Source organism: Streptomyces sp. NPDC002403, from assembly GCF_053593015.1.
In genome coordinates this window covers 25133-44080 of record NZ_JBSFBQ010000045.1, presented here as the reverse complement: position 1 = coordinate 44080, position 18948 = coordinate 25133, and the positions used below count along the sequence as shown (strand labels likewise).

Here is an 18948-nt window from a genome sequence, read left to right as displayed (position 1 = left end):
CTTCTGGAGGTTCATGTCTGCGTGGCCGGTCGGTCCAACTGGCTGAGGCCTGTTGTCCGGTGTCACGGACGTCAGTCCTCGACGGGGCCCAGGTCGGGATTGCCCCGCAGTTCCACCGTGCGGGTGGTGGCGCCGTGGAGTTCGAGGACCGTGATCTCGTTCCGGCCGGCGTTCAGGATCGGTGCGGGGACGTAGAGAGTGGTCTGCGGTCCTCGGGACCAGTACCGGCCGAGTGCGAAGCCGTTGATCCAGACGTGGCCCTTGGTCCAGCCGTGCAGGGCGATCCAGCCGTCGGCCGGCTGCTCGATGTCCAGGTGCCCACGGTGGAACGTGGGGCCGACCGGGGGCAAGGCGGACTCGAAAGCGGTGAAGGACAGCCGGCCCAGATCGTCGAGAGGCAGCGGTCGGCTGTACCAGCTCTCCGGCGCCAGTGCGTTGACGGAGACCTCGCCGAGCAGTCCCTTGCGGTCGTGCATGCCCTGCCCGTAGTTGACCCTGCCCTGGTTCTCCACCAGCACGGCCAGTTGTGCACCATGACGGGGGGTGTGGAAGGCGAGGGCGTGCTCATGGTTCTCGCGTTCCAGGACGCCGACCGGCTGGCCGTCGACGAAGACCTGGGCTCGGTCGTGCACCTCGGCGATGCGCAGGAGGGTCGGCCCGGCCGCCCGGAGCGCCGTCTCGTACAGGACGAATCCGAAGGACTGTCCGAGCTGTTCCATGGCCTGCGGGCGGTCGGCGTGCACCGCGCTGCCGAGCCGCTCGCGCTGGTCCAGGAGCCCGGCACATGCGGTGAGTTCCACGGCGGCAGGGGCGAGTTTGGTTGCGGGAGCGGGCACCGGCTCCTCGGGGACGGGCGCGTGTCGGGCGATGACCTCGCGGAAGGCGGCGTATTTGGGGGCGGGATCGCCGGCCTCGTCCAGAGGCGCGTCGTAGTCGTAGGACGTGACGGTGGGGCGGTACGTGCCCTTGTCGTTGGCGCCGTTGGTGAATCCGAAGTTGGTACCGCCGTGGAACATGTAGATGTTGACCGAGGCGCCGGCCGCGAGCAGCCGGTCGAGGTCCGCCGCAGCGTCGGCCGTGCTGCGGGTGACATGGGTGCCGCCCCAGCGGTCGAACCAGCCGATCCAGAACTCGCTGCACATCAGCGGCCCGGACGGCTGATGCTTGCGCAGTTCGGCGAGCCCGGCGTCCACCCGGCTGCCGAGATTGACAGTGCGCAGGACGCCGTCGAGGCCGCCGCGCCCCAGGTCGGAGGGCTGGTCGCAGGTGAACAGCGGTACGTCGACTCCGTGCCGGTGGAGCAGCTCCGCCAGATCCTCCAGGTAGCCGGAGTCGTCGCCGTACGCACCGTATTCGTTCTCCAGTTGCACAGCGAGGATCGGGCCGCCACGAGTGGAGAAGTAAGGAAGGACGGGCGGCAGCAGGGCACCGAGGTAGTCGTCCACCGCTTTCACATAGCGCGGGTCGCGGCTGCGCAGTTCGATGTCCTCGTCGGCGAGCAGCCAGGAGGGGAGGCCGCCGCCCTCCCACTCGGCGCAGATGTACGGGCCGGGGCGTAGCAGTACGTGCAGGTCTTCGGCGGCAGCCAGATCGAGGAACCGGGGGAGATCGAGACCTGCGTCCAGCCGGAACTCTCCCGGATGGGGCGAGTGGAGGTTCCATGGGACGTAGGTCTCGATCGTGTTCAGTCCCATCAAGCGCGCCTTGCGAAGCCGGTCGGCCCACTGCTCCGGATGGATCCGGAAGTAGTGCAGCCCGCCGGAGATGATCCGCAGCGGTCGGTCGTCGAGACGGAAGCCGTCTGCGGCAACCTCGAGTCGTGGCATGGCCGTGGTCTCCTCGATGATGGAACTGATGGAACTGATGGAGGTGGGTCAGCTCAGCGGACGGCAGAGCAGTGCGTCGGGAACGCCGCCGTGGTTCCACTTCCAGGTGAAGGCGACGCCGGCGATGTACTCGTTGTCGGCGCACTGACCCTTGTAGTGGCCGGGAGCCCAGTCGCTTTCGATCGAGCCGCCGGTGGCGGGGCGGTTGTCGCCTTGGTCGAACCAGACATTGCGGCCGTTCAGCGGCAGCGGTACGGCGGACGGCGCACAGAGCAGGCCGGCCATGGAGTTGCCGTTGACGCTGTATCCGACGGCGAAGGTGTTGTCGGGGCACTGGAGTTTGTTGTAGCCCGAGGCCCAGTCGCCGTGGGTGACGTAGCGCTCGTCATGGACGGCTACCCAGTCACCGGCTCCCTTGGCGGGCCGGCTCGCGTCGGTGCACAGGCCGCGCTTGTCGCTACGGCCAAGACCGGTCAGGCGCTGGCTGTCGGGGCAGTTGCCCTTGCGGTAGCCGGGGCTCCAGTCGCCCTGGGCGAGCATGCGGGAGGAGACGTTGTGGTCGCGGAAGTCGAGGTCGAGCATGTTCCAGTGGTCGACCTGTGCGACCGGACCGGTCGTTCCCGAGGCGTTGACCAGCTTGTTCCAGTCGGCGGACCGCCAGTCACCGGAGTCGCTGAGGCTCTGTCGTTTACCGGCGGTGTCGTAGGAGATCAGGGCCCAGGTGTCCTGGGGCGCACCATTGGCACCGGTCCATCCGACCAGTGGCCAGATGGCGAAGTCAGTGTCGTTCTCGACCAGGATGTCGGTGAAGTTACCGAACCAGGTCTTCTCCTTGGTGTCCTGCGATCCCCGGCCGCCGGCACCGAACTCACTGATCCAGACGGGGGCGGTGAAGTGCTGGCCGGACTGGGTGACGAACAGGGCCTCGTCGTGTACCAGCTGCTTCAGCTTTTCGAGCGGGAAGTCCTCGTACGGCCAGTCGTTGGTGTGCCCCGGTCCGCTTTCGGCACCCGTGTAGTTCGGGCCGGTGTAGCCGTAGAAGTGCGCGGCGTAGACCAGCTTTCCCGCGGTGATCAGGGTGTTGGAGAGTTCACGGACCGGGGTCAGCATCGGCCTGCCGTAGTCCAGCCCGTCCAGCGGGATGCCGTACCAGTTGATGCCCTCCATGATGATCAGCATGTCGGGGTCGGCCTGCAGGATGCGGGTGCCCGCCAGCTCGAAGGCCGCGTATGTGTCGTGGTCGTCACCCCAGCCCCAGTTGGGGTCGTCCCAGGTGTCGCGGCGGATCTCGTTGCGCAGGTCGGCGCCGACGACACGCTTGTTCGCCTTGTAGCGGTTCACCAGGAAGAGCCAGTCGTCCTGCCACTGCTGGGCGGACTGGCCGCTGTTCCAGCGTTCGTTTCCGTCCAGGCCGCAGCAGAAGCGGTAGGAGGTGGTGTGGTTGTTGAGGATGACCGCGAACCCCTCGGCGGTCAGGGCCGCCACCACCGCGTCGAACACCTGCAGCGGAGTCTTGCCCTTCAGCTGCGGGTTGGCCGCGACTGCGGAGTCCGGTACGACCGTGGTGTCGCGCATCATCGCGTTGGCGAACGGCAGCCGGATGCTGTTCAGCCCGAGCTCGTGGAAGTCGGCCATGATCTGTGTCATCGGCGCGCGGTCCAGGCCCAGCGGGAGGTTGTGCGACATCTGGTCCGCCTGGTGGTTCGCGGGGTCGTTGACGTCGCCGCTGCCTTCCCAGGTGCCCTGGGCACCGGCCCAGTTGCCGGCCTTCAGCTTGAAGCGGTTGCCGTTGGCATCGACGATGTACCGCCCGCGGGTACTCAGCGGCGCCGTCCAGGAGGCTGCCAACTGCGGTCCGGTCATGGGAGTGGCGGTGTCGGTGGCGCTGTGGGGCACCGCGACGGAACCGGAGGTTCCCACGAGGACGAGGGTGACCGCGGCTGCCGTGGCGGGCAGGATTCGGGAGAAGAATCTCCTGACGGCGGGAGCCGACCTATCGGATCTCATGATTGTCCCCTCCAAGGGTGGGGGTGGGTGTGGGGGTTGGATCTTCAGGTGGTGCGGCCCGGACCGGTGGTCCGGAGTCAGGTGCGGCTCAGCCCTTGAGGCCGCTGGTGGCGATGCCTTCGACGATGTAGCGCTGGGCGACCAGGAACATGGCCACCAGTGGGGCGATGGTCACGACTGCTCCGGCGAACAGGCCGGGCAGATTGATGGTCTGTGAGGTGAGGAACGTCGACAGGGCGATCTGGGCCGTCCACGCGGACGGGTCCTGGCCGATGACCAGCGGCCACAGGAAGGCGTTCCAGCTGTCGATGAAGGCGAGCGCGCCGAGCGAGGCGATCATCGCCCCCGACGACGGCAGCGCGATCCGGCGGTAGAGGCCGAGCCAGCCGAGCCCGTCCAGGCGTCCGGCCTCCTCGATCTCGCTGGGGAACTGAAGGTAGAAGTTGCGGAAGAGCAGAACGGCGAAAGGGTTGAACAGCCCGGGTGCGATGATCCCCCACAGCGTGTTGACCCCGCCCATGGAGCCCACGACGACGAAGGTGGGAACGAACGTCACCGAGCCGGGGATCATCAGCGTGGCCACGACCAGGGCGAGCATGACACCGCGCCCGGGTACCGGGATCCGCGCGAGGGCGTACCCGGCGGCCGAGGCGAGGAGCGTCGACACCGGGGCGGTGATCGCGGCGATCAGCAACGAGTTGCCGAGGGCCTGGCCCATGTGCAGGGCCGGGTCGCTGAAGAGCGAGCTGAAGTTCTCCCAGTGCATCGTCGACGGCCACCAGGTCCAGTCCGGTGCCGTCAGGCCCTGCGTGTCCATCAGTGCGTTGCGCAGCATCAGGTAGAAGGGCGCCAGGAACACCGCCGTCAGCAGGCCCGCCAGCAGGCCGCGCACGGACCGGCGTACTACCTGCGGCAGTTGTCGTGTTGTTGTCATGTTGCTCATTCCTCACCCTTGCCGAAGCCGGTGAGCCGGCCCTGGATCAGGGTCACACCGACGATGAGGGCGGTGAGCACGAAGGCTCCGGCCGATCCGAGGCCGTAGTTCTGGGAGCCCATCGCGGTGTCGTAGAGGTAGCCCAGGGGGGTTCGGACCGGGGCCGCGGCCGACCCGGACAGCCCGCTGTTGAACAGGTTGTAGAACTCGTCGAACGCCTGGAAGGCGGCGATGAACTGCAGCATAAGGACAGCCACCGAGGTGTTGCGCAGCATCGGCAGAGTGATCCTGCGCAGCAGGCGCAGGCCGGTGGCGCCGTCGAGCGCGGCGGCCTCGTACATCTCCTTGGGGATGGCCTGGAGCCCGGCCAGGAAGAGCACCATGTAGAAGCCGACCTGGAGCCAGAGGCGGAGGGTGACGAGGACGACCCAGTACAGCGGCGGCGAGGTGGTCTGCAGCCACGGAACGGCATCCATGCCGAACCATCCGCCGACCGTGTTGGCGATGCCGCTCGGCAGCCCGTTGAACAGCGACATCTTCCACAGCAGGGAGGCTGCGACGTAGGAGACGGCGGCCGGGATCAGGAAGGCGGTGCGCAGCACGGCCCGGCCGCGCCGGATCCGGTGCACCAGCAGCGCCAGCCCCAGCGAGGCGGCGAACGTCACGGGCACGATGAATACCGTGAACAGCAGGATCTGGCCGAGCGACTTGCGGAACACCGCATCGGAGAGCAGCGCCTGGTAGTTGTCCAGGCCGACCCAGTGCCCCAGGGCGATGGTGCCGCGGGCCTCGCTGAGGCTGAGCAGGAAACTCCAGCCGATGGCGACGTACTTGAAGAGGCCCAGGCCGATCAGCAGGGGGCCGGCGAGCAGTGCGAACGCTCCCCAGGCGCGCCGGTCCGGGCGGGAACGGCGGACGGGGGCGGTGCCCCGCGGCTCGGCCGCGGGGCATCCGGCACGCTCGTGGTGAAGCGTGGGTGGAGGTGCGGACTTCATCATGCGCGCTGCTTGTCGATCTCGCCCTGGGCCTTCTTGGCCGCATCGGCCAGGAGCTGCTCCGCATCGCCCTTCCCGCTGACGATCTTCGCTGCAGCCGCGGTGAAGAGGGAGCTCACAGCGGTGTTCCAGGTGCTGGGGTTGTTCCTGCCGTACTTGGCGGCCAGCTCGACGGTCTCCTTGGCCGGCCCCTGGGTGAGCTTGTCGGCGGTGGCGGCGACGGACGTGCGCGGCGGGATGTGGAGGCCGTAGCTCTGCGACCAGTCCGTCTGGAGGTCGGTCTGCTGGATCCAGAGCCACTGGACGAACTTCTTGGCCGCGTCCACGTTCTTGCCCTTGGCGTTGACGCAGGTGCTCCAGCCGCCGACGCGCACCACGGGCTTGCCGCCGGGCTTGAAGGCGGGCCACGGCAGGACGCCGAAGTCGTCGCCGAGCGCGGTCTTGATGGCGGGCATCGACCAGAGGCCGCCCCACTGCATCGGGACGGCGTTCTGGGTGAGGGCGGCGGGGTCCCACCAGTCGGTGGTGAAGCCGAGCAGCAGCGACCGGTCGTCGTGAAGGCGCTTGAGCCCGGCCACGGCCTCGGCGGCCTGGGGGGAGCCGAAGCCCGCCTTGCCGTCCTCGGTGACGAGGTCGCCGCCGTTGGAGAACACGGACAGGATGGCACTGTCGCCCAGGCCGTCCTGGCCGACGAACAGACCCTTGGTCTTCCTGGAGCTCAGGGCCTTGGCCGCGTCGGCGAGCGCGTCGAAGGTGTCGGGCGGGGTGATGCCGGCCTTGGACAGCACGCTCTTGCGGAAGTAGAGCATCATGACGTCGTCGAGCGTCTTGACGCCGTAGAGCTTGCCGTCGACGGTCACCATGTCGCGGGCGCCTGCGTTGAAGTCGGACTTGGCGCTGCCGTAGATGTCGTCCAGCTGGGCTATCTGGCCCTGCCGGGCGAGGCTCTCGCTGAAGTCGCCTATCTCGAAGACGTCCGGGGCGGCGTCGGTGAGCAGGGTCGCGTAGAGCTTGCCGGAGTAGTCGCCGGGGGTCCAGGTGACCTTGACCGCGATGTCCGGGTTGGCCTTGGTGAACGCGGTGGCATAGCGGGTGAGGGCCTGCTGGGTGCCGGCCTCGCCGTAGGCGTGGGACCAGACGTTCAGAGTGGTCTTCGCCCCGGAGGAGCCACCGCCGGCCGGGTCGGTACTGCAGCCGACCGCCGCTCCGGCGACGAACAGGATGGATCCGCCGAGGAATCCTCTGCGGCTAAGCTTGGAGCTCCGTGCACTCACTTCGCGTCCTTCAGGTTGAGAGGGTTGGGTGTACGTGTTGTTGTCCGGCGCAGCCGGTGTCCGGCATTCACAGTTGGCAGACGGTGATGGACATCGGTTGCGCCGGAAGCTTGGGCCGACGAGCGGGATGGTGACACTCGTTCAGGGGAACAGGGCCTGGATGCCGACGACGGCGGCGCCGCGGGCCCACTCCTCCCAGGGAAGCGGACGCAGGGTCAGCGGGCATTTCGCTGCTGCTTTGAAGCAGTGCGCTTCGTAGGCGTCCCTGATGTGCATTCCGAAGAGGTCGTAGGTGTCGAGCCCCTCGCCTGTCACGACGACGCGCTCAGGACCTACGAGGTTCACCAGTGTGGCGATGCCGACGCCGATGGCGTGGCCCGCCCTCGCGAAGACGCCCTGCGCGGCGGGATCCCCACCACGGGCGAGCTGAACGGCGCCGTCGAAGTCCAGGTCCGGGTCGTCGGTGGCACAGCGGATGGCGGCGAGGACGGCATCGCTGGAGGCGATGGCTTCGACGCAGCCGACCTGGCCGCAGTGGCACCGTGGCCCGGCCGGGTCGATGCTGATGTGCCCCATTTCCCCGGCGACGCCGTACGCGCCGGCGACCAGCTCACCATTGATGACGATCCCGGACCCGATCCCCGCTCCGATGGTGACCAGCGCGAAGTACTCGGTGCCGATGCCCTCGCCGAACCAGTGCTCGGCGGCGGTGATGGCCTTGACGTCGTTCTCCACGGTGACGGTCAGGCCGGTCGCCGCGGCGACGGTCTCGGCCAGCGGCACGTCGCGCCAGTTGGGGAGCACGGAGTAGCGGACACGCCCGCAGGGGCGGTCCACGTCGCCGGAGACCGCGATGCCCAGGTGCCGGGTGCGGGCCCGGTACTCGGGTTTCGCGTCGAGAAGTTCGGCGACGAGTTCGGCCAGCAGCCCGCATACGGCGGCCGGGTCGCGGTCGCCCAACGGTCGGCTGGCGGTGGTGCGCATGTTGGCCCGCAGGTCGCAGACCGCGCCGAAGAGGGTGTCAGCACTGATCTTCACACCTACGACGAACTCCCGGTCGGGAGTGACGGCCAGCGGATTCACGGGGCGTCCGGCCCCTGGAGCGGTGCGCTCCGGGGGAAGTTCGTGCAGGTAGCCGTCGTCGATGAGTGGTCGCGCGGCCTTGGTCACAGCGGTCGAGGACAGACCTGTCCGGCGGGCCAGCTCCACCCGGCTGAGCGGGCTTTCGGCCAACAGCAGGGTGAGGATGGCGGTTTCGGCCGGTGCCGTCACCAGCGGTCGCGAGTGGTTTGGAAACACGGCGGCAACCTACGATAAATAAATAACTTCGTCCAGTATTGATTTTCTCGTTCGAGCGGCCCTACGCTCTGGCCCAACTCCGGCCACTTCAAACGTCATTCGGCGTCTCTGTTTGACCGGGCCCTCACCGACGCTCGACACCCCTCGGGACCTCCTGTGCCTCCCACGCCCTCATCCGTTTCCTTCGACCCCACCTGCGGGCTGGTGGTCCTGCGGACCCCGAACAGCGTCTACGCCGTGCGCATCGGCGCCGACGGCAGCCCCCGGCATCTGCACTGGGGGGAAACGCTCGACACCGACGCCCTCTGTGGACTGCCCGCAGCCGCCTCACCTGCCGCGAGCAGCTTCGAGACAGACCCCACCCCGGACGAATTGGCCCCGCAGACCGGTGCTCGGTTCGGGCCGGCCGGCCTCCAGGTGCGGTTCGCCGACGGCACCCGGGGCGCCCAGTGGTCCTACACCGGCCACACGGTCCGGGACGGAGAACTCCGTATGCAACTGGCCGACCGCAGCTACCCGTTGGCCGCCGAACTGGGCTACCGCGTCCGCCCCGGCAGTGACGTCATCGAGCGCTGGGTGGAACTCACCCACACCGGAGCCGACGACTCGGGCCCCATCACCGTCGACCGGCTGGACTCGGCCTCCTGGACGCTGCCGGCACTGCCCGACTACCGGCTCAGCCACCTCGTGGGCGGCTGGAACAGCGAGTTCCAGCTACAGCGCGACCGGCTCCCGGTCGCCGAGACCGTGCTCACCAGCCGCCGCGGCGTCACCAGTCACCACGCCAGCCCCTGGCTCGCCCTCGACGACGGCACCGCGGACGAGGAGGACGGCGAGGTCTGGAGCACCGCCCTGGCCTGGAGCGGAAGTTGGCGCATCACCGTGCACCGTGACCCGGTCGGCCGGACCACCTGGACCGGCGGCTTCGGCCACGAGGGACTCAGCTGGACCATCCAGCCCGGCCAGAGCCTGCACACCCCCGTCTTCGCCGGCCTCTACACCCGCGGCGGCTTCGGCGCCGCCAGCCGCGCCTGGCACACCCACATCCGCACAAGCGTCCTGCCCGCCCCCGACCAGGACCGGCCCGTCGTCTACAACTCGTGGGAAGCCACCGGCTTCGACGTCGGCCAGCCCGGCCAGCTGCACCTGGCCCGGCTGGCCGCACGCCTGGGCGCCGAACTCTTCGTCCTCGACGACGGATGGTTCGGCGGCCGCACCAGCGACCGGGCGGGCCTCGGCGACTGGACACCCCGGCCCGAGGCGTTCCCCGACGGACTGCGCCCACTGGCCGACGAAGTGCACCGCCTGGGCATGGCGTTCGGGCTGTGGGTGGAGCCGGAAATGGTCAACCGCGACAGCGACCTCTACCGTGCCCATCCCGACTGGGTCATCCACGCAGCAACTCGGGACGCGACCGAACTGCGCAACCAGCTCATGCTGAACTTCGCCCGCCCTGACGTCGAGGCCTGGGCCCATCGGACCCTGGACCAGTTGGTGCGCGACCACGACATCGACTGGTTCAAGTGGGATGCCAACCGGGTCGTCACCGAAGCCGGATGGGCCGGCCATCCGGACCCCGACCGGCTGTGGATCGACCACACCCGCGCCGTCTACCGGATCATGGACCGCCTCCGTGCCGACCACCCCGGCCTTCGCATCGAGGCCTGCGCGGGCGGCGGCGGACGGGCCGACCTCGGCGTCCTCGCCCGCACCGACCAGGCCTGGACTTCCGACAACACCGATCCCGTCGACCGGATCAGCATCCAGCACGGCTTCAGCCAGCTCTTCCCCGCTCAGGCCATGGCGGCCTGGGTGACCGACAACCCCAACGTCACCACCGGCCGCACCACCCCTCTCCGGTTCCGTTTCCATGTCGCCATGGCGGGAGCACTCGGCCTCGGCGGGGATCTCACCGCCTGGTCCGAGGAGGAGCTCGACGAGGCCACCGCGCTCGTCACCCGCTACAAGCAGATCCGCCCCCTGGTCCAGCACGGCCGCCAGCACCGCCTCCACGGTCCCGACGGAGTATCAGCCGTGCACTATGCGTCCCAGGACGACACCGAACACGCCGTCCTCGCCTGGCGCCCCGCAGCCCGCTTCGGCCACCCGGCCCCCGGGCTCGCCCTGCCGGCCCTGGATCCCGCGGCCCACTATCTCGACATCGACGAGGGCATCACCCACAGCGGCGCCGTCCTGACCCGCCGGGGCATCGACCTGCGGCTGCCCTCCGGCGACTACGCCAGCCGCCTGATCCGGCTGCGCCGCACCGTCTGACGCCCGCTCCCATTCTCTGCCCGACCCACGAAGGAACCGAGAACATGCCCACACCCCGCGTCCTGGTCGTCGGAATCGACGGCGTCCGCCTCGATCTGCTGCCGATGCTGGAAACGCCCAACCTCGACGAAGTCGCGAACGCCGGTTTCCTCGCGCCCGTCCACATCGACGACGACACACCGACCATGTCGGGCCCCTGCTGGACCACGATCGTCACCGGTGTCGGCGTGGCCAAGCACGGTGTCTGGGGCAACAACTTCAGCGGGAACCGGCTTGGGGTGTTCCCCGACTTCACCACCCGGCTGGCCGCCGAGCAGGGGCTGCGGACCTTCGCGGTCGGCGGTTGGGAACCCCTGTTCCTGGCCCGGCAGGGCGGCCCGGTCTTCGCGGCCCCGAGCAGGCTCTCCTACATCGCTCCGCGCGAGGACACCCCGCAGGGCTGGGCGGAATGCGACCAGAGCGTGACCGACGAAGCCGCAAGAGTTCTCAGCTCCGGCGAAGACCTCGACGCCTCCTTCGTCTACCTCGGCGCCGTCGACGAGACCGCCCATTTCCTCGCCTGCGGAGCCGAGTACCGAAGCGCGATCGAGACCGCCGACCGGCAACTCGGACAGCTCCTCACTGCCGTACGTGAACGTCCCGACGCCCGGTCCGAGGAGTGGACCGTCCTCGTGGTGACCGACCACGGCCACCGCGACGAGGGCGGCCACGGCGGGCGCAGCACATTGGAGCGCACCGCCTGGATCGCTGCGAACGGCCCCGGCATCGCCTCCACCACCCCGCCGGACAGCCTCCGCCATGCCGATGTCGCCGCCCACGTCTACGCCGCCCTGGGTATCACGCCCGACCTGCACTGGACGCTCGACGGACGGCCCTTCCACTCCCTCACGCCACAGACCGCCTGACGTCGGCAGGAGACCGCCGACCGGCGAAGACCGCCGGCCGGCGCCCCCAAGGCGCGGCAGCCAACCATAAGGACGCCCACTCGTGTCCCGCAGGGAGGTCCCCTCCGTGGATACCACGTCCCTCTACTCCATCGACTTGGCCGCCTTCGACCCCGGCGGTGGGAAGACGGTGCGAGCACCACCGATGTGGGCGACACACGAATCAGCCTGCGTACCCTCGCCGACAGGGCCACCCTGCCCCTGTCGCACGACGAAGCTGCCGGGACCGAGGCTCTTGTCACGGCAACCGCGCACGTCACCGTGACCCTGCGCCTGGACGCCCCACTGGGGACGCCGTGGGCTTCCGGCACCCCGACGCCGGCTGGGAGCGCACCCTGCCCGCCGATTGGTCGGCATGGCGCAGCCTGTCACTCCTCCGATCCGCACCCGTCGGCTGCCTCTGCGACACCACCGGTCGCAGTCTGCTCGCTCTCGCCGCCGACCGCACCGTCCGGGAGTCCTGGATCCGCTTCGGTGTTTCCGAGGAGCGCAAGCGCTTCGGCGTGTGCCTGCGCTTCTCCCTCGCCGCCGGGCAGACCTGCCGAGTCCGTATATCCGCGCCGGGCACCACCATCAGTGGCTCGCCGGCCTGCCCGACGGAGAGCCGCTACCCGTTCCGGGGTTCGCCCGGACGCCCGTCTGCTCGACCTGGTAGGCCTTCACCCAGTACGTGACCGCGGCCGAGGTCGAGGAGGAGGCCGCCCTCGGCTGCGGGCAGCTGTTCCTGGACGACGGGTCGGCCGGCCGTTTCACAGAGATGATCTCCGGCTACGAAAATCTCGCCAGAGCCACGGTCACGCGTAAGCCGACGCCTCCCAAGGTGCAGGCTGACAGGTTCATCGGCCGCTGGGAGTAGGTCCCGCGCCTCATCCGTGCTTCAAGCCTCCCGGCTAGGGTCTGCACTCATGAAGACCACGGAGATGACTCATCGTCAGATGCCGGAGCGCAGGCGCGACACGCTGGAGCGGCTCGTTACGGAGCGGGATGTCTGGGTGTCGACAGCTCACCCTGATCACGGGCCGCACCAGGTGCCGCTGTGGTTCATGTGGGATGGGCAGGCGGTATGGATGTGCACCAGTGCAACTTCCGTGACTGCGCGGAACGTCCGCACGGAGCCGCGCGTGCGGCTGGCACTGCCGGACACCTTCGATGTGGTGCTTATTCAGGGTGAGGCGGAGTGCTTCCCCAGCCAGGAGGTGCCCGATGACGCGGCGCAGGCATTCTCCGACAAGTTCGGGTGGGACCCGCGGACGGAGGAGGCACCCTTTCTGTATGTGCGCGTGGTACCAAAGACCGTGCGCGCTTGGCGCGGCGAGCCGGAACTACGCGGCAGAGTCATCATGCGGGACGGGACGTGGCTGGGACAGCGGCCGTCCAATTCTCCGGCCCGGTCACCGGAACACTGACGGAGAGACATGGTGGCCAACTGGATGACACAGTGACCACCTGAAGGCTCTCAGCCACAGATGCGTGCGAGTGACCGCTTCAGTTGGCGAGTTGAGCATCTCTCCCGGGAGCCATGGCCGGGAGTGGCCGCCAAGTGGCAGGGATGTCACGCATGACCAGAACGCAGTCCAGGGTCGCGCTCCCCGGCGGGAAGCGGTCCGGGTCGTCGAAGAAGGACGACCCGATGGAGCGAACCCGGCCGGCTTCCATGTGCCAGATGTCGGTCCGCAGTTCCATTCCGTCCAGGTGACGGCCGGAGCTGGTGGCCGAGAAGCCCTTTGCCCCGCTCCGGAAGAAGCGGGAAGCCTCGGCAAGGTCGGCGAAGAGCTCACTTCCCCGCAGCTCGTCGGACAACTCGATGGTGACGTCCACTCGTGTATCGCCATCCCATGTCGCCAGCGCGACGCGCATCTGACCGGGCCTCTCGTGCACCTCGAAGTCGGCGCGGCCGTGTTCACCGGGGAAGAGGCGGCCTCCGGCCCAGGCGTTCAGCCGAGAGGAAGTGTCGCGCCGTGGGATGTAGACGCCGGTCTCGACGCCGTCCGGCCCGTCCCACTCGACGGCGATCCGATGTGCCGCGTTCTCGCTCCGCAGTCCGAAAGCCTTGGGCATCCGGGCGGGCCGGGCCTTCCCCAGGCGTAGCAGGCAGATGCCCGCGACCGCGTGGCCGTGCACCAGTTGCGGGCGCAGCGGCCCGGGGAGCAGGCGTGCCGCGACATCCGGAGCGACTCGATAGTTCACCAGTAGTCGTCGTTCAATGACACTGGACAGTCGCGGCTGCATCATGACCCCTCGCTCTGCGCCCCGGGGCGCCATTTGGTGTGGCGAAGCACGATCTGCTCGGGGCAGACGACGCTGAGGAACCGGCCGATGCAGGTGGCCAGCCGATCCTCGGCCAGCATGTAGAGGATCCGGTTGCCCTCCCGTCGCTCGGTGACCAGCCCGGCTCCCTTGAGTACGCCGAGATGCCGTGAGATGGAGGGCGCGCTGATCGCGAATCTGGCTGCGATCTCCCCGGCCGCGAGCTCGCCGCCCCTGAGGTCCTCGAGGATCTGGCGCCTCGTCGGATCGGCGAGAGCCCGAAAGGCTCCCGCCTCGTCCTGAGCTTCTGTCATACCTAATATTTAGCACCTTGGCTAAATATCTAACAAGTGGTCCCGTGCCCCTGTCGGCAGGTGCGGCTGACCGCTTCGGCCCAAGCCCGCCAACCGGACCGCTCACTCGCCACCTGATGCACTCAGGCGCAACTCGTACTCAATTGCGCGAGGGCCTCCACTTCCCGGGTACCGGCTGCCCCCGGCTAGCACCGGACGACGAGATCACCTGACCGGAGCGCCATCGTGGCGGTCCGGTGCCGGGAGAGCGCAGACCGTGGTGACCGCCCCCCTCGATCCGGCCAAAGGGACGACTTGGCAGCCAGGGCCCGCCTCGTCGCGGGTCGGCTGTGGCCCGGAGTGCCTAGGCTGTCACTGCTACGAAAGGGCGGTGCCATGGATGCTGACTCCCGAACCAGGGCCGCGATCGAGGAGCATTGGCGGGCCTCGGAACGAGGGAACACCGAAGCCGAGCACGCCATTTACGCCACGGACGCGATCCTGGACTACCCGCAGTCAGGTGAGCGGTTCCGGGGCCGAGCGACGATCTCGGCGCAACGCGGCGGGCACCCGGCCGACCGACACTTCACCGTCCAGCGGATCACCGGCCATGCGAATCTGTGGGTGAGCGAATGTCTCATCACCTACGACGGCGTGCCTTCGTACTCGGTGAGCATCATGGAGTTCGCCGGCCAGCACGTGGTGCACGAGACGCAGTACTTCGCCGACCCCTTCGGAGCGCCGGCCTGGCGGGCCGCGCTCGCGGAGCCGATGCCGGGCCGAACCATCACCGGGGCCTGATTCTTGGCCTCGCTCGGGTCAGCCGAGTGACCAGCCTGTCGCTTTGCTGAAGTTCCAAGAACTCCAACTGCGATGACTTGAGGCGCCTCCAGTAAATGAGAGCGCACGCGGGGCAGGGAAGGCTTCATGGATCTCGTCGCGGATATCCCAGCGGGTCCGCGGGCGGCAGAACCGGTGCACGTGGGCGAATGCGTGCTCCACGAACCGGAGTTGGGTTCCGAGTCCGGAACCGTGCTCGGTGCCGCGCCCGGCCGTCTGCGGCTTCACGCCGAGGTCCCATACCAGCCGCCGGTACCTGTCGTGGTCGCGTCCACGGGCGGCCAGCACCCCGTCCGGGCGGCGTCCGGCCGACCGCACTTGCCGCGCACGGGCGGCACGGCTTGGAGGAGCGGCATGAGCTCAGTGACATCGTTGCGGTTGCCCCGGTCAGGGTGGCGGAGGACGCCGGTGGCGTCGGTGACCAGGTGGTGTTTGCTACCCGTTCCGCCCCGGCCGACAGGGCTTCGACCGGTCCTTGCTCCTCCCCTTGACGCCCGGATGTGCGAGCCGTCGATGGTCCGTCCGGGAGGAGTCCAAGGCGTTCGCGCTGCGGAGCTCGGCGAGGAGGACCTCGTGCAGCCGGGGCCAGACATCGGCTTCGGTCCACGACGCGGCACTCCTTGCCGATGTAGCGGGGGTGCCGCTGGATGACCACACTTGGAGTGGCCGACGGGGCCAAAGAGCCATGTGATCGTGGACCGCCCGCAGTCCGATGACCTCGCCGTGGTTACCGTGAGCCTTGGCCGGCCGCAGCGGAATCCAGGCGGTGGGGGCGGTGTTCGGTCCTCGGCCGAGAGGAAGGCGCGTCCGGCCAGGTATCCCCAGAGCTCCCCCAAGACGCTCGCGTCCGTAGACGTAGACGTAGACGCCGCCGGATGCCGGATAGACGGCGACGAGCCGGGCGGAGGAGGTGGCGTAGGCGCCGCTGGAGCTCGTCCGGGCTCCCGGGCGGGGGCGAGGTGGGGCTGTTCAACAGCGTCTCTCCTTGTCGGTTGCGGCCGCCCGCGGCTGCTGCGGTCCGCGCAGACGACAGGCGATCGACCTGAACACGCAATGGCGTCGCCATGCACCGCACCGATAGAGCCGGACGCCGCTGCCACTGGATCCCGGAGAGCGCCACGAGGAACTGCACACACTCGTTGTGTGAACCGACCGCCCTGCCCACGGCCGAGGACCTCCTGCCGGGGGACTCAGCTGCGGACCGCCTTCCGAACCGGATCGAAGCCACTCGGTGTTGCACTTCGGCGACGAGGGGCGCGGTCCCGGAGTCACGCCTCAGCGGTCGACAGGGCCGCTCACGTGGTGGTGCCACTCCCCGCGGTGTTGCCACCAACACCCCGTACCCACTGCCTGGAGCCAGTGACCCGTGATCCGGCCCGGACGAGAGTGGTGGCATGACCACTCGACGCGAAGTCATCGCCTCCTCGGCCGCCCTCACCGGCGGCGTTCTCCTGCCCGCCGCAGCGCCCACGGCAGCCGCCGCCCGGACGACACCGGACTGTACGGCGGCTGCTTCCGGTCAGCACCCCGGCCGCGACATCGCCCTCACCCACGCCACCGTCCTCGGCGCGGGCACCGACCGCACCGTCCTCGTACGCGACGGCCGCATCATCCGGATGGGCCGTTCGGCCGAGGTCCCGATTCCCCGGGGGACAACGACGTACGACCTGACCGGCAAGTACATCGTCATGGGCGGCCTCATCGAGTCCCATGTCCACAACCAAGGGCCCGAGACCGTGCTGCCGCCCCTCTTCCCGCTCAATGGTGTGACCGCGGTCCGCGAGATGTGGGGCGGACCTCTCCACCACGAGTGGCGCGACAAGGTTCGCGCGGGCAAGCTCCTCGGCCCGCGCTGGGTGATCGCCAGCTCGATCATCGACGGGCAGCCCTCGCTGTGGGCCAACGACATCGGCGAGCGCGTCATCGAGGTCGCCGACGCCCCGTCCGCGCGCCGCGCGGTGCGTGAAGCGAAGGCGAACGGCGCCGACTTCATCAAGGTGTACTCGCGGCTCACGCCAGAGGCGTACGAGGCGATCGCCGACGAATCCCGCCGCCAGGGCCTGCGCCACGCGGGCCACTGCCCCGACACCCTTCCCATCGCCCGGGCGAGTGACACCGGGCAGCAGTCCATCGAGCACCTCCACGCCCTCCTCCTCGCCACCTCGGCCCAGGAGGCCGAGATCCGGCGGGCCATGGCAAAGGTCCGTATCGACCCCGACCTCGGCACCAGTTTCGAGCGCTACGCGAGCTGGTTCCGGCAGGTGCACGCGGTGGAGTGGCAGGCGGTGCAGACGTACGACGCCGGCCGTGCACGCGCCCTCTTCGACCGGCTCGCCGCCAACGGCACCCACGTCGTTCCGACCCTCACCGTCCATCATTCGCTGGAGCGCACCGACCAGCTGCCCACCGAATCACCGGAGTTCGCCTACCTGCCCGGCTGGATGACCGACTACTGGCCGGCCATCTGGTCCGCCCTGACCGCGGGTCGCACCGCGCGGGACACCTCGCGCATCCACCGGATCTACGAGCACCGGCTGCGCCTCGTTGCTGAACTCCATCAGGCCGGTGTGCAGTTGCTCGCGGGCACCGACACCGGCACCGGCTACGCGGTTCCCGGCTTCTCCCTCCACCACGAGCTGGAACTGCTCGTCGAGGCGGGACTGCCCACACGGGACGTCCTGCACGCCGCAACCACTGCGCCCGCCCGGATGCTCGGCCTGCCGGCCGACCGGGCCGATCTGCTGGTTCTGGACGCGGACCCGCGTACCGACATCCGCCATACGCAGCGGATTCACTCCGTCCTGGTCGACGGCCGGTATCTGGACCGTGCGGAACGCCTGCGCCTGCTGGCCGACGTGGCGCGCGCCGCTGCCGCGAGCGAGCCCCCGGTCGCGGGCAACGCGACTCCCCATATCTGCGTCCACTGACCGCCCGGCAACGTACTCGCGGGACGGCAGCACCTTCGTTGCCCTCCACGTCCGCCGGGCCGAGGTGGTGAGGTCGCCGTGGAGGAGAAAGGCCGGGGCGGGGGCCTGCTCCTCCCTCGCGGAGAGTCGCGACGCAGACGAATCCGTCCAGTACCCCGGCGGCCCGTCGGGCGGCGTTCTTGGATGATGGGCCGCCGGGTGGCTTCAGGCGCCGCAGGTGTCGGGCATCCGGGACAGGGTCTCGGCCGCGCCCGGGGCGGCGGTGAACCGGCAGTTGGCCTTCAGCCCGATCGGAAGGACAGACCGAAGAATCCGCTGACGGCTCTGCACCTGTGGACCAGCACGTAGTCCCTCGGTCGCTCGTGGAGCCGACTGAGGCGAAAGCCGGTATCAGTCCCACCAGAGCACGACGAGGAGGTTCCGTTGGGACGCTCCGAGGTAGAACTCCCTCAAGGCATCGAAATGCTCGAGCAGGTACTTCCTCGGGCCTCCTGCGATCGTGTCGGCTCCGTAACCGATCAAGGCAGCGGCTTGTGTGTCGTCGGCCGGCAAGGCGGCCAGTAGCGCCGGCATGTCCATCTGCCCGAGCAGTTCTGAGACTCGGGCTACTTGAGCGGCGGAAAGGGCTGCGGGAGCGGGTCCGAACGGGCCGATGGCATGCGGGTGCGTGTTGAGGAAGCCCAGGTCGATCACCGTGTCACCGTCGGTGGCCTGTCGCAGGGCGTCCAAGCGGACAGTGTCGAGAGCTGCCAGTTCACAGACCCGTCCCAGTAGCGCCGGCGCCCAGTCGAGGTCGAGCATGTCCCACGGCGGCGGATCCCAGCGAGGGTCCCCGTCCGGCGATTCGCCGGCTGAACGGCGGCAGTCGGCAAGATACCCCGCCGAGATGCGAGCAATCTGCTGAGTGACGGCCATGACGGCAGTATCCCGACGATGTCCAATGGTCTTCCTGCTTCGGTGTCCTCCGGCGTCGTGGGCAGTCGCCCTTCTGCGCCGACTTGGTGGGCGATGCCGAAGACGCTGACGAATTCGCCCGCGGCGAGTGCCTCGCGCCGGGCGGCGCGGGCCCGTTGGCGCCGGTGGGATGT

15 protein-coding genes are annotated in these 18948 nt (G+C 69.0%); 6 read left to right on the top strand and 9 right to left on the bottom strand.

Annotation, left to right across the window (positions count from 1 at the left end):
* Nucleotides 1-71 precede the first annotated feature (71 nt).
* The 6 genes from ACWCPY_RS33520 to ACWCPY_RS33495 form a co-directional block, all read right to left on the bottom strand.
* Nucleotides 72-1826: a glycoside hydrolase family 35 protein gene (locus tag ACWCPY_RS33520; RefSeq protein ID WP_451271379.1), complete on the bottom strand. Its 1755-nt coding sequence runs from the start codon at nt 1824-1826 to the stop codon at nt 72-74.
* A 48-nt stretch (nt 1827-1874) separates the two neighbouring features.
* Entirely contained in the window at nt 1875-3833 is a 1959-nt protein-coding gene (locus ACWCPY_RS33515; protein WP_451271377.1) for a glycoside hydrolase family 5 protein, read from the bottom strand.
* A gap of 88 nt (nt 3834-3921) precedes the next feature.
* The gene (locus ACWCPY_RS33510) at nt 3922-4767 is read right to left on the bottom strand and encodes a carbohydrate ABC transporter permease (RefSeq protein WP_451271375.1); all 846 of its coding nucleotides are present in this window, start codon (nt 4765-4767) and stop codon (nt 3922-3924) included.
* Between the two features lie 5 nt (nt 4768-4772).
* Entirely contained in the window at nt 4773-5765 is a 993-nt protein-coding gene (locus ACWCPY_RS33505) for a carbohydrate ABC transporter permease (protein WP_451271373.1), read from the bottom strand.
* Entirely contained in the window at nt 5762-7036 is a 1275-nt protein-coding gene (locus tag ACWCPY_RS33500; RefSeq protein ID WP_451271371.1) for an ABC transporter substrate-binding protein, read from the bottom strand. Before ACWCPY_RS33500 ends, ACWCPY_RS33505 begins: the two co-directional genes overlap by 4 nt.
* Nucleotides 7037-7177: 141 nt before the next feature.
* On the bottom strand, nt 7178-8335 hold the full coding sequence (locus tag ACWCPY_RS33495; protein WP_451271369.1) for an ROK family protein: 1158 nt from the start codon (nt 8333-8335) through the stop codon (nt 7178-7180).
* 156 nt (nt 8336-8491) lie between these two features.
* Between ACWCPY_RS33495 and ACWCPY_RS33490 the strand changes: the two genes are divergently transcribed.
* The 4 genes from ACWCPY_RS33490 to ACWCPY_RS33475 all read left to right on the top strand — a co-directional run bounded on the left by ACWCPY_RS33490 (nt 8492) and on the right by ACWCPY_RS33475 (nt 12959).
* On the top strand, nt 8492-10609 hold the full coding sequence (locus ACWCPY_RS33490) for an alpha-galactosidase (RefSeq protein ID WP_451271367.1): 2118 nt from the start codon (nt 8492-8494) through the stop codon (nt 10607-10609).
* A 44-nt stretch (nt 10610-10653) separates the two neighbouring features.
* A complete protein-coding gene (locus ACWCPY_RS33485; protein WP_451271365.1) occupies nt 10654-11514 on the top strand; it encodes an alkaline phosphatase family protein in 861 nt (286 codons plus the stop codon).
* Between the two features lie 709 nt (nt 11515-12223).
* Entirely contained in the window at nt 12224-12409 is a 186-nt protein-coding gene (locus tag ACWCPY_RS33480; protein WP_451271363.1) for a hypothetical protein, read from the top strand.
* Between the two features lie 49 nt (nt 12410-12458).
* On the top strand, nt 12459-12959 hold the full coding sequence (locus ACWCPY_RS33475; protein WP_451271361.1) for a pyridoxamine 5'-phosphate oxidase family protein: 501 nt from the start codon (nt 12459-12461) through the stop codon (nt 12957-12959).
* A gap of 79 nt (nt 12960-13038) precedes the next feature.
* Here ACWCPY_RS33475 and ACWCPY_RS33470 read toward each other — a convergent pair whose 3' ends face one another.
* Both ACWCPY_RS33470 and ACWCPY_RS33465 read right to left on the bottom strand, forming a co-directional pair.
* Nucleotides 13039-13785, bottom strand: coding sequence for a DUF2071 domain-containing protein (locus ACWCPY_RS33470; protein ID WP_451271359.1), 747 nt, complete (start codon nt 13783-13785; stop codon nt 13039-13041).
* Complete coding sequence (locus tag ACWCPY_RS33465; RefSeq protein ID WP_362449092.1) at nt 13782-14114, bottom strand: metalloregulator ArsR/SmtB family transcription factor; 333 nt, start codon at nt 14112-14114, stop codon at nt 13782-13784. The genes ACWCPY_RS33470 and ACWCPY_RS33465 overlap by 4 nt, the downstream gene beginning before the upstream one ends.
* Before the next feature lie 375 nt (nt 14115-14489).
* Here ACWCPY_RS33465 and ACWCPY_RS33460 point away from each other — a divergent pair, with 375 nt between their 5' ends.
* Nucleotides 14490-14894 carry a nuclear transport factor 2 family protein gene (locus ACWCPY_RS33460; RefSeq protein ID WP_451271357.1) on the top strand — a complete coding sequence of 135 codons (405 nt, stop codon included), beginning with the start codon at nt 14490-14492 and terminating at the stop codon, nt 14892-14894.
* 1433 nt (nt 14895-16327) lie between these two features.
* The gene (locus ACWCPY_RS33455; RefSeq protein WP_451271355.1) at nt 16328-17860 is read left to right on the top strand and encodes an amidohydrolase family protein; all 1533 of its coding nucleotides are present in this window, start codon (nt 16328-16330) and stop codon (nt 17858-17860) included.
* Nucleotides 17861-18250: 390 nt separating this feature from the next.
* Here ACWCPY_RS33455 and ACWCPY_RS33450 read toward each other — a convergent pair whose 3' ends face one another.
* Nucleotides 18251-18775, bottom strand: a complete 525-nt coding sequence (locus ACWCPY_RS33450) for a DUF1877 family protein (RefSeq protein ID WP_451271353.1) — start codon at nt 18773-18775, stop codon at nt 18251-18253.
* Nucleotides 18776-18948 lie beyond the last annotated feature (173 nt).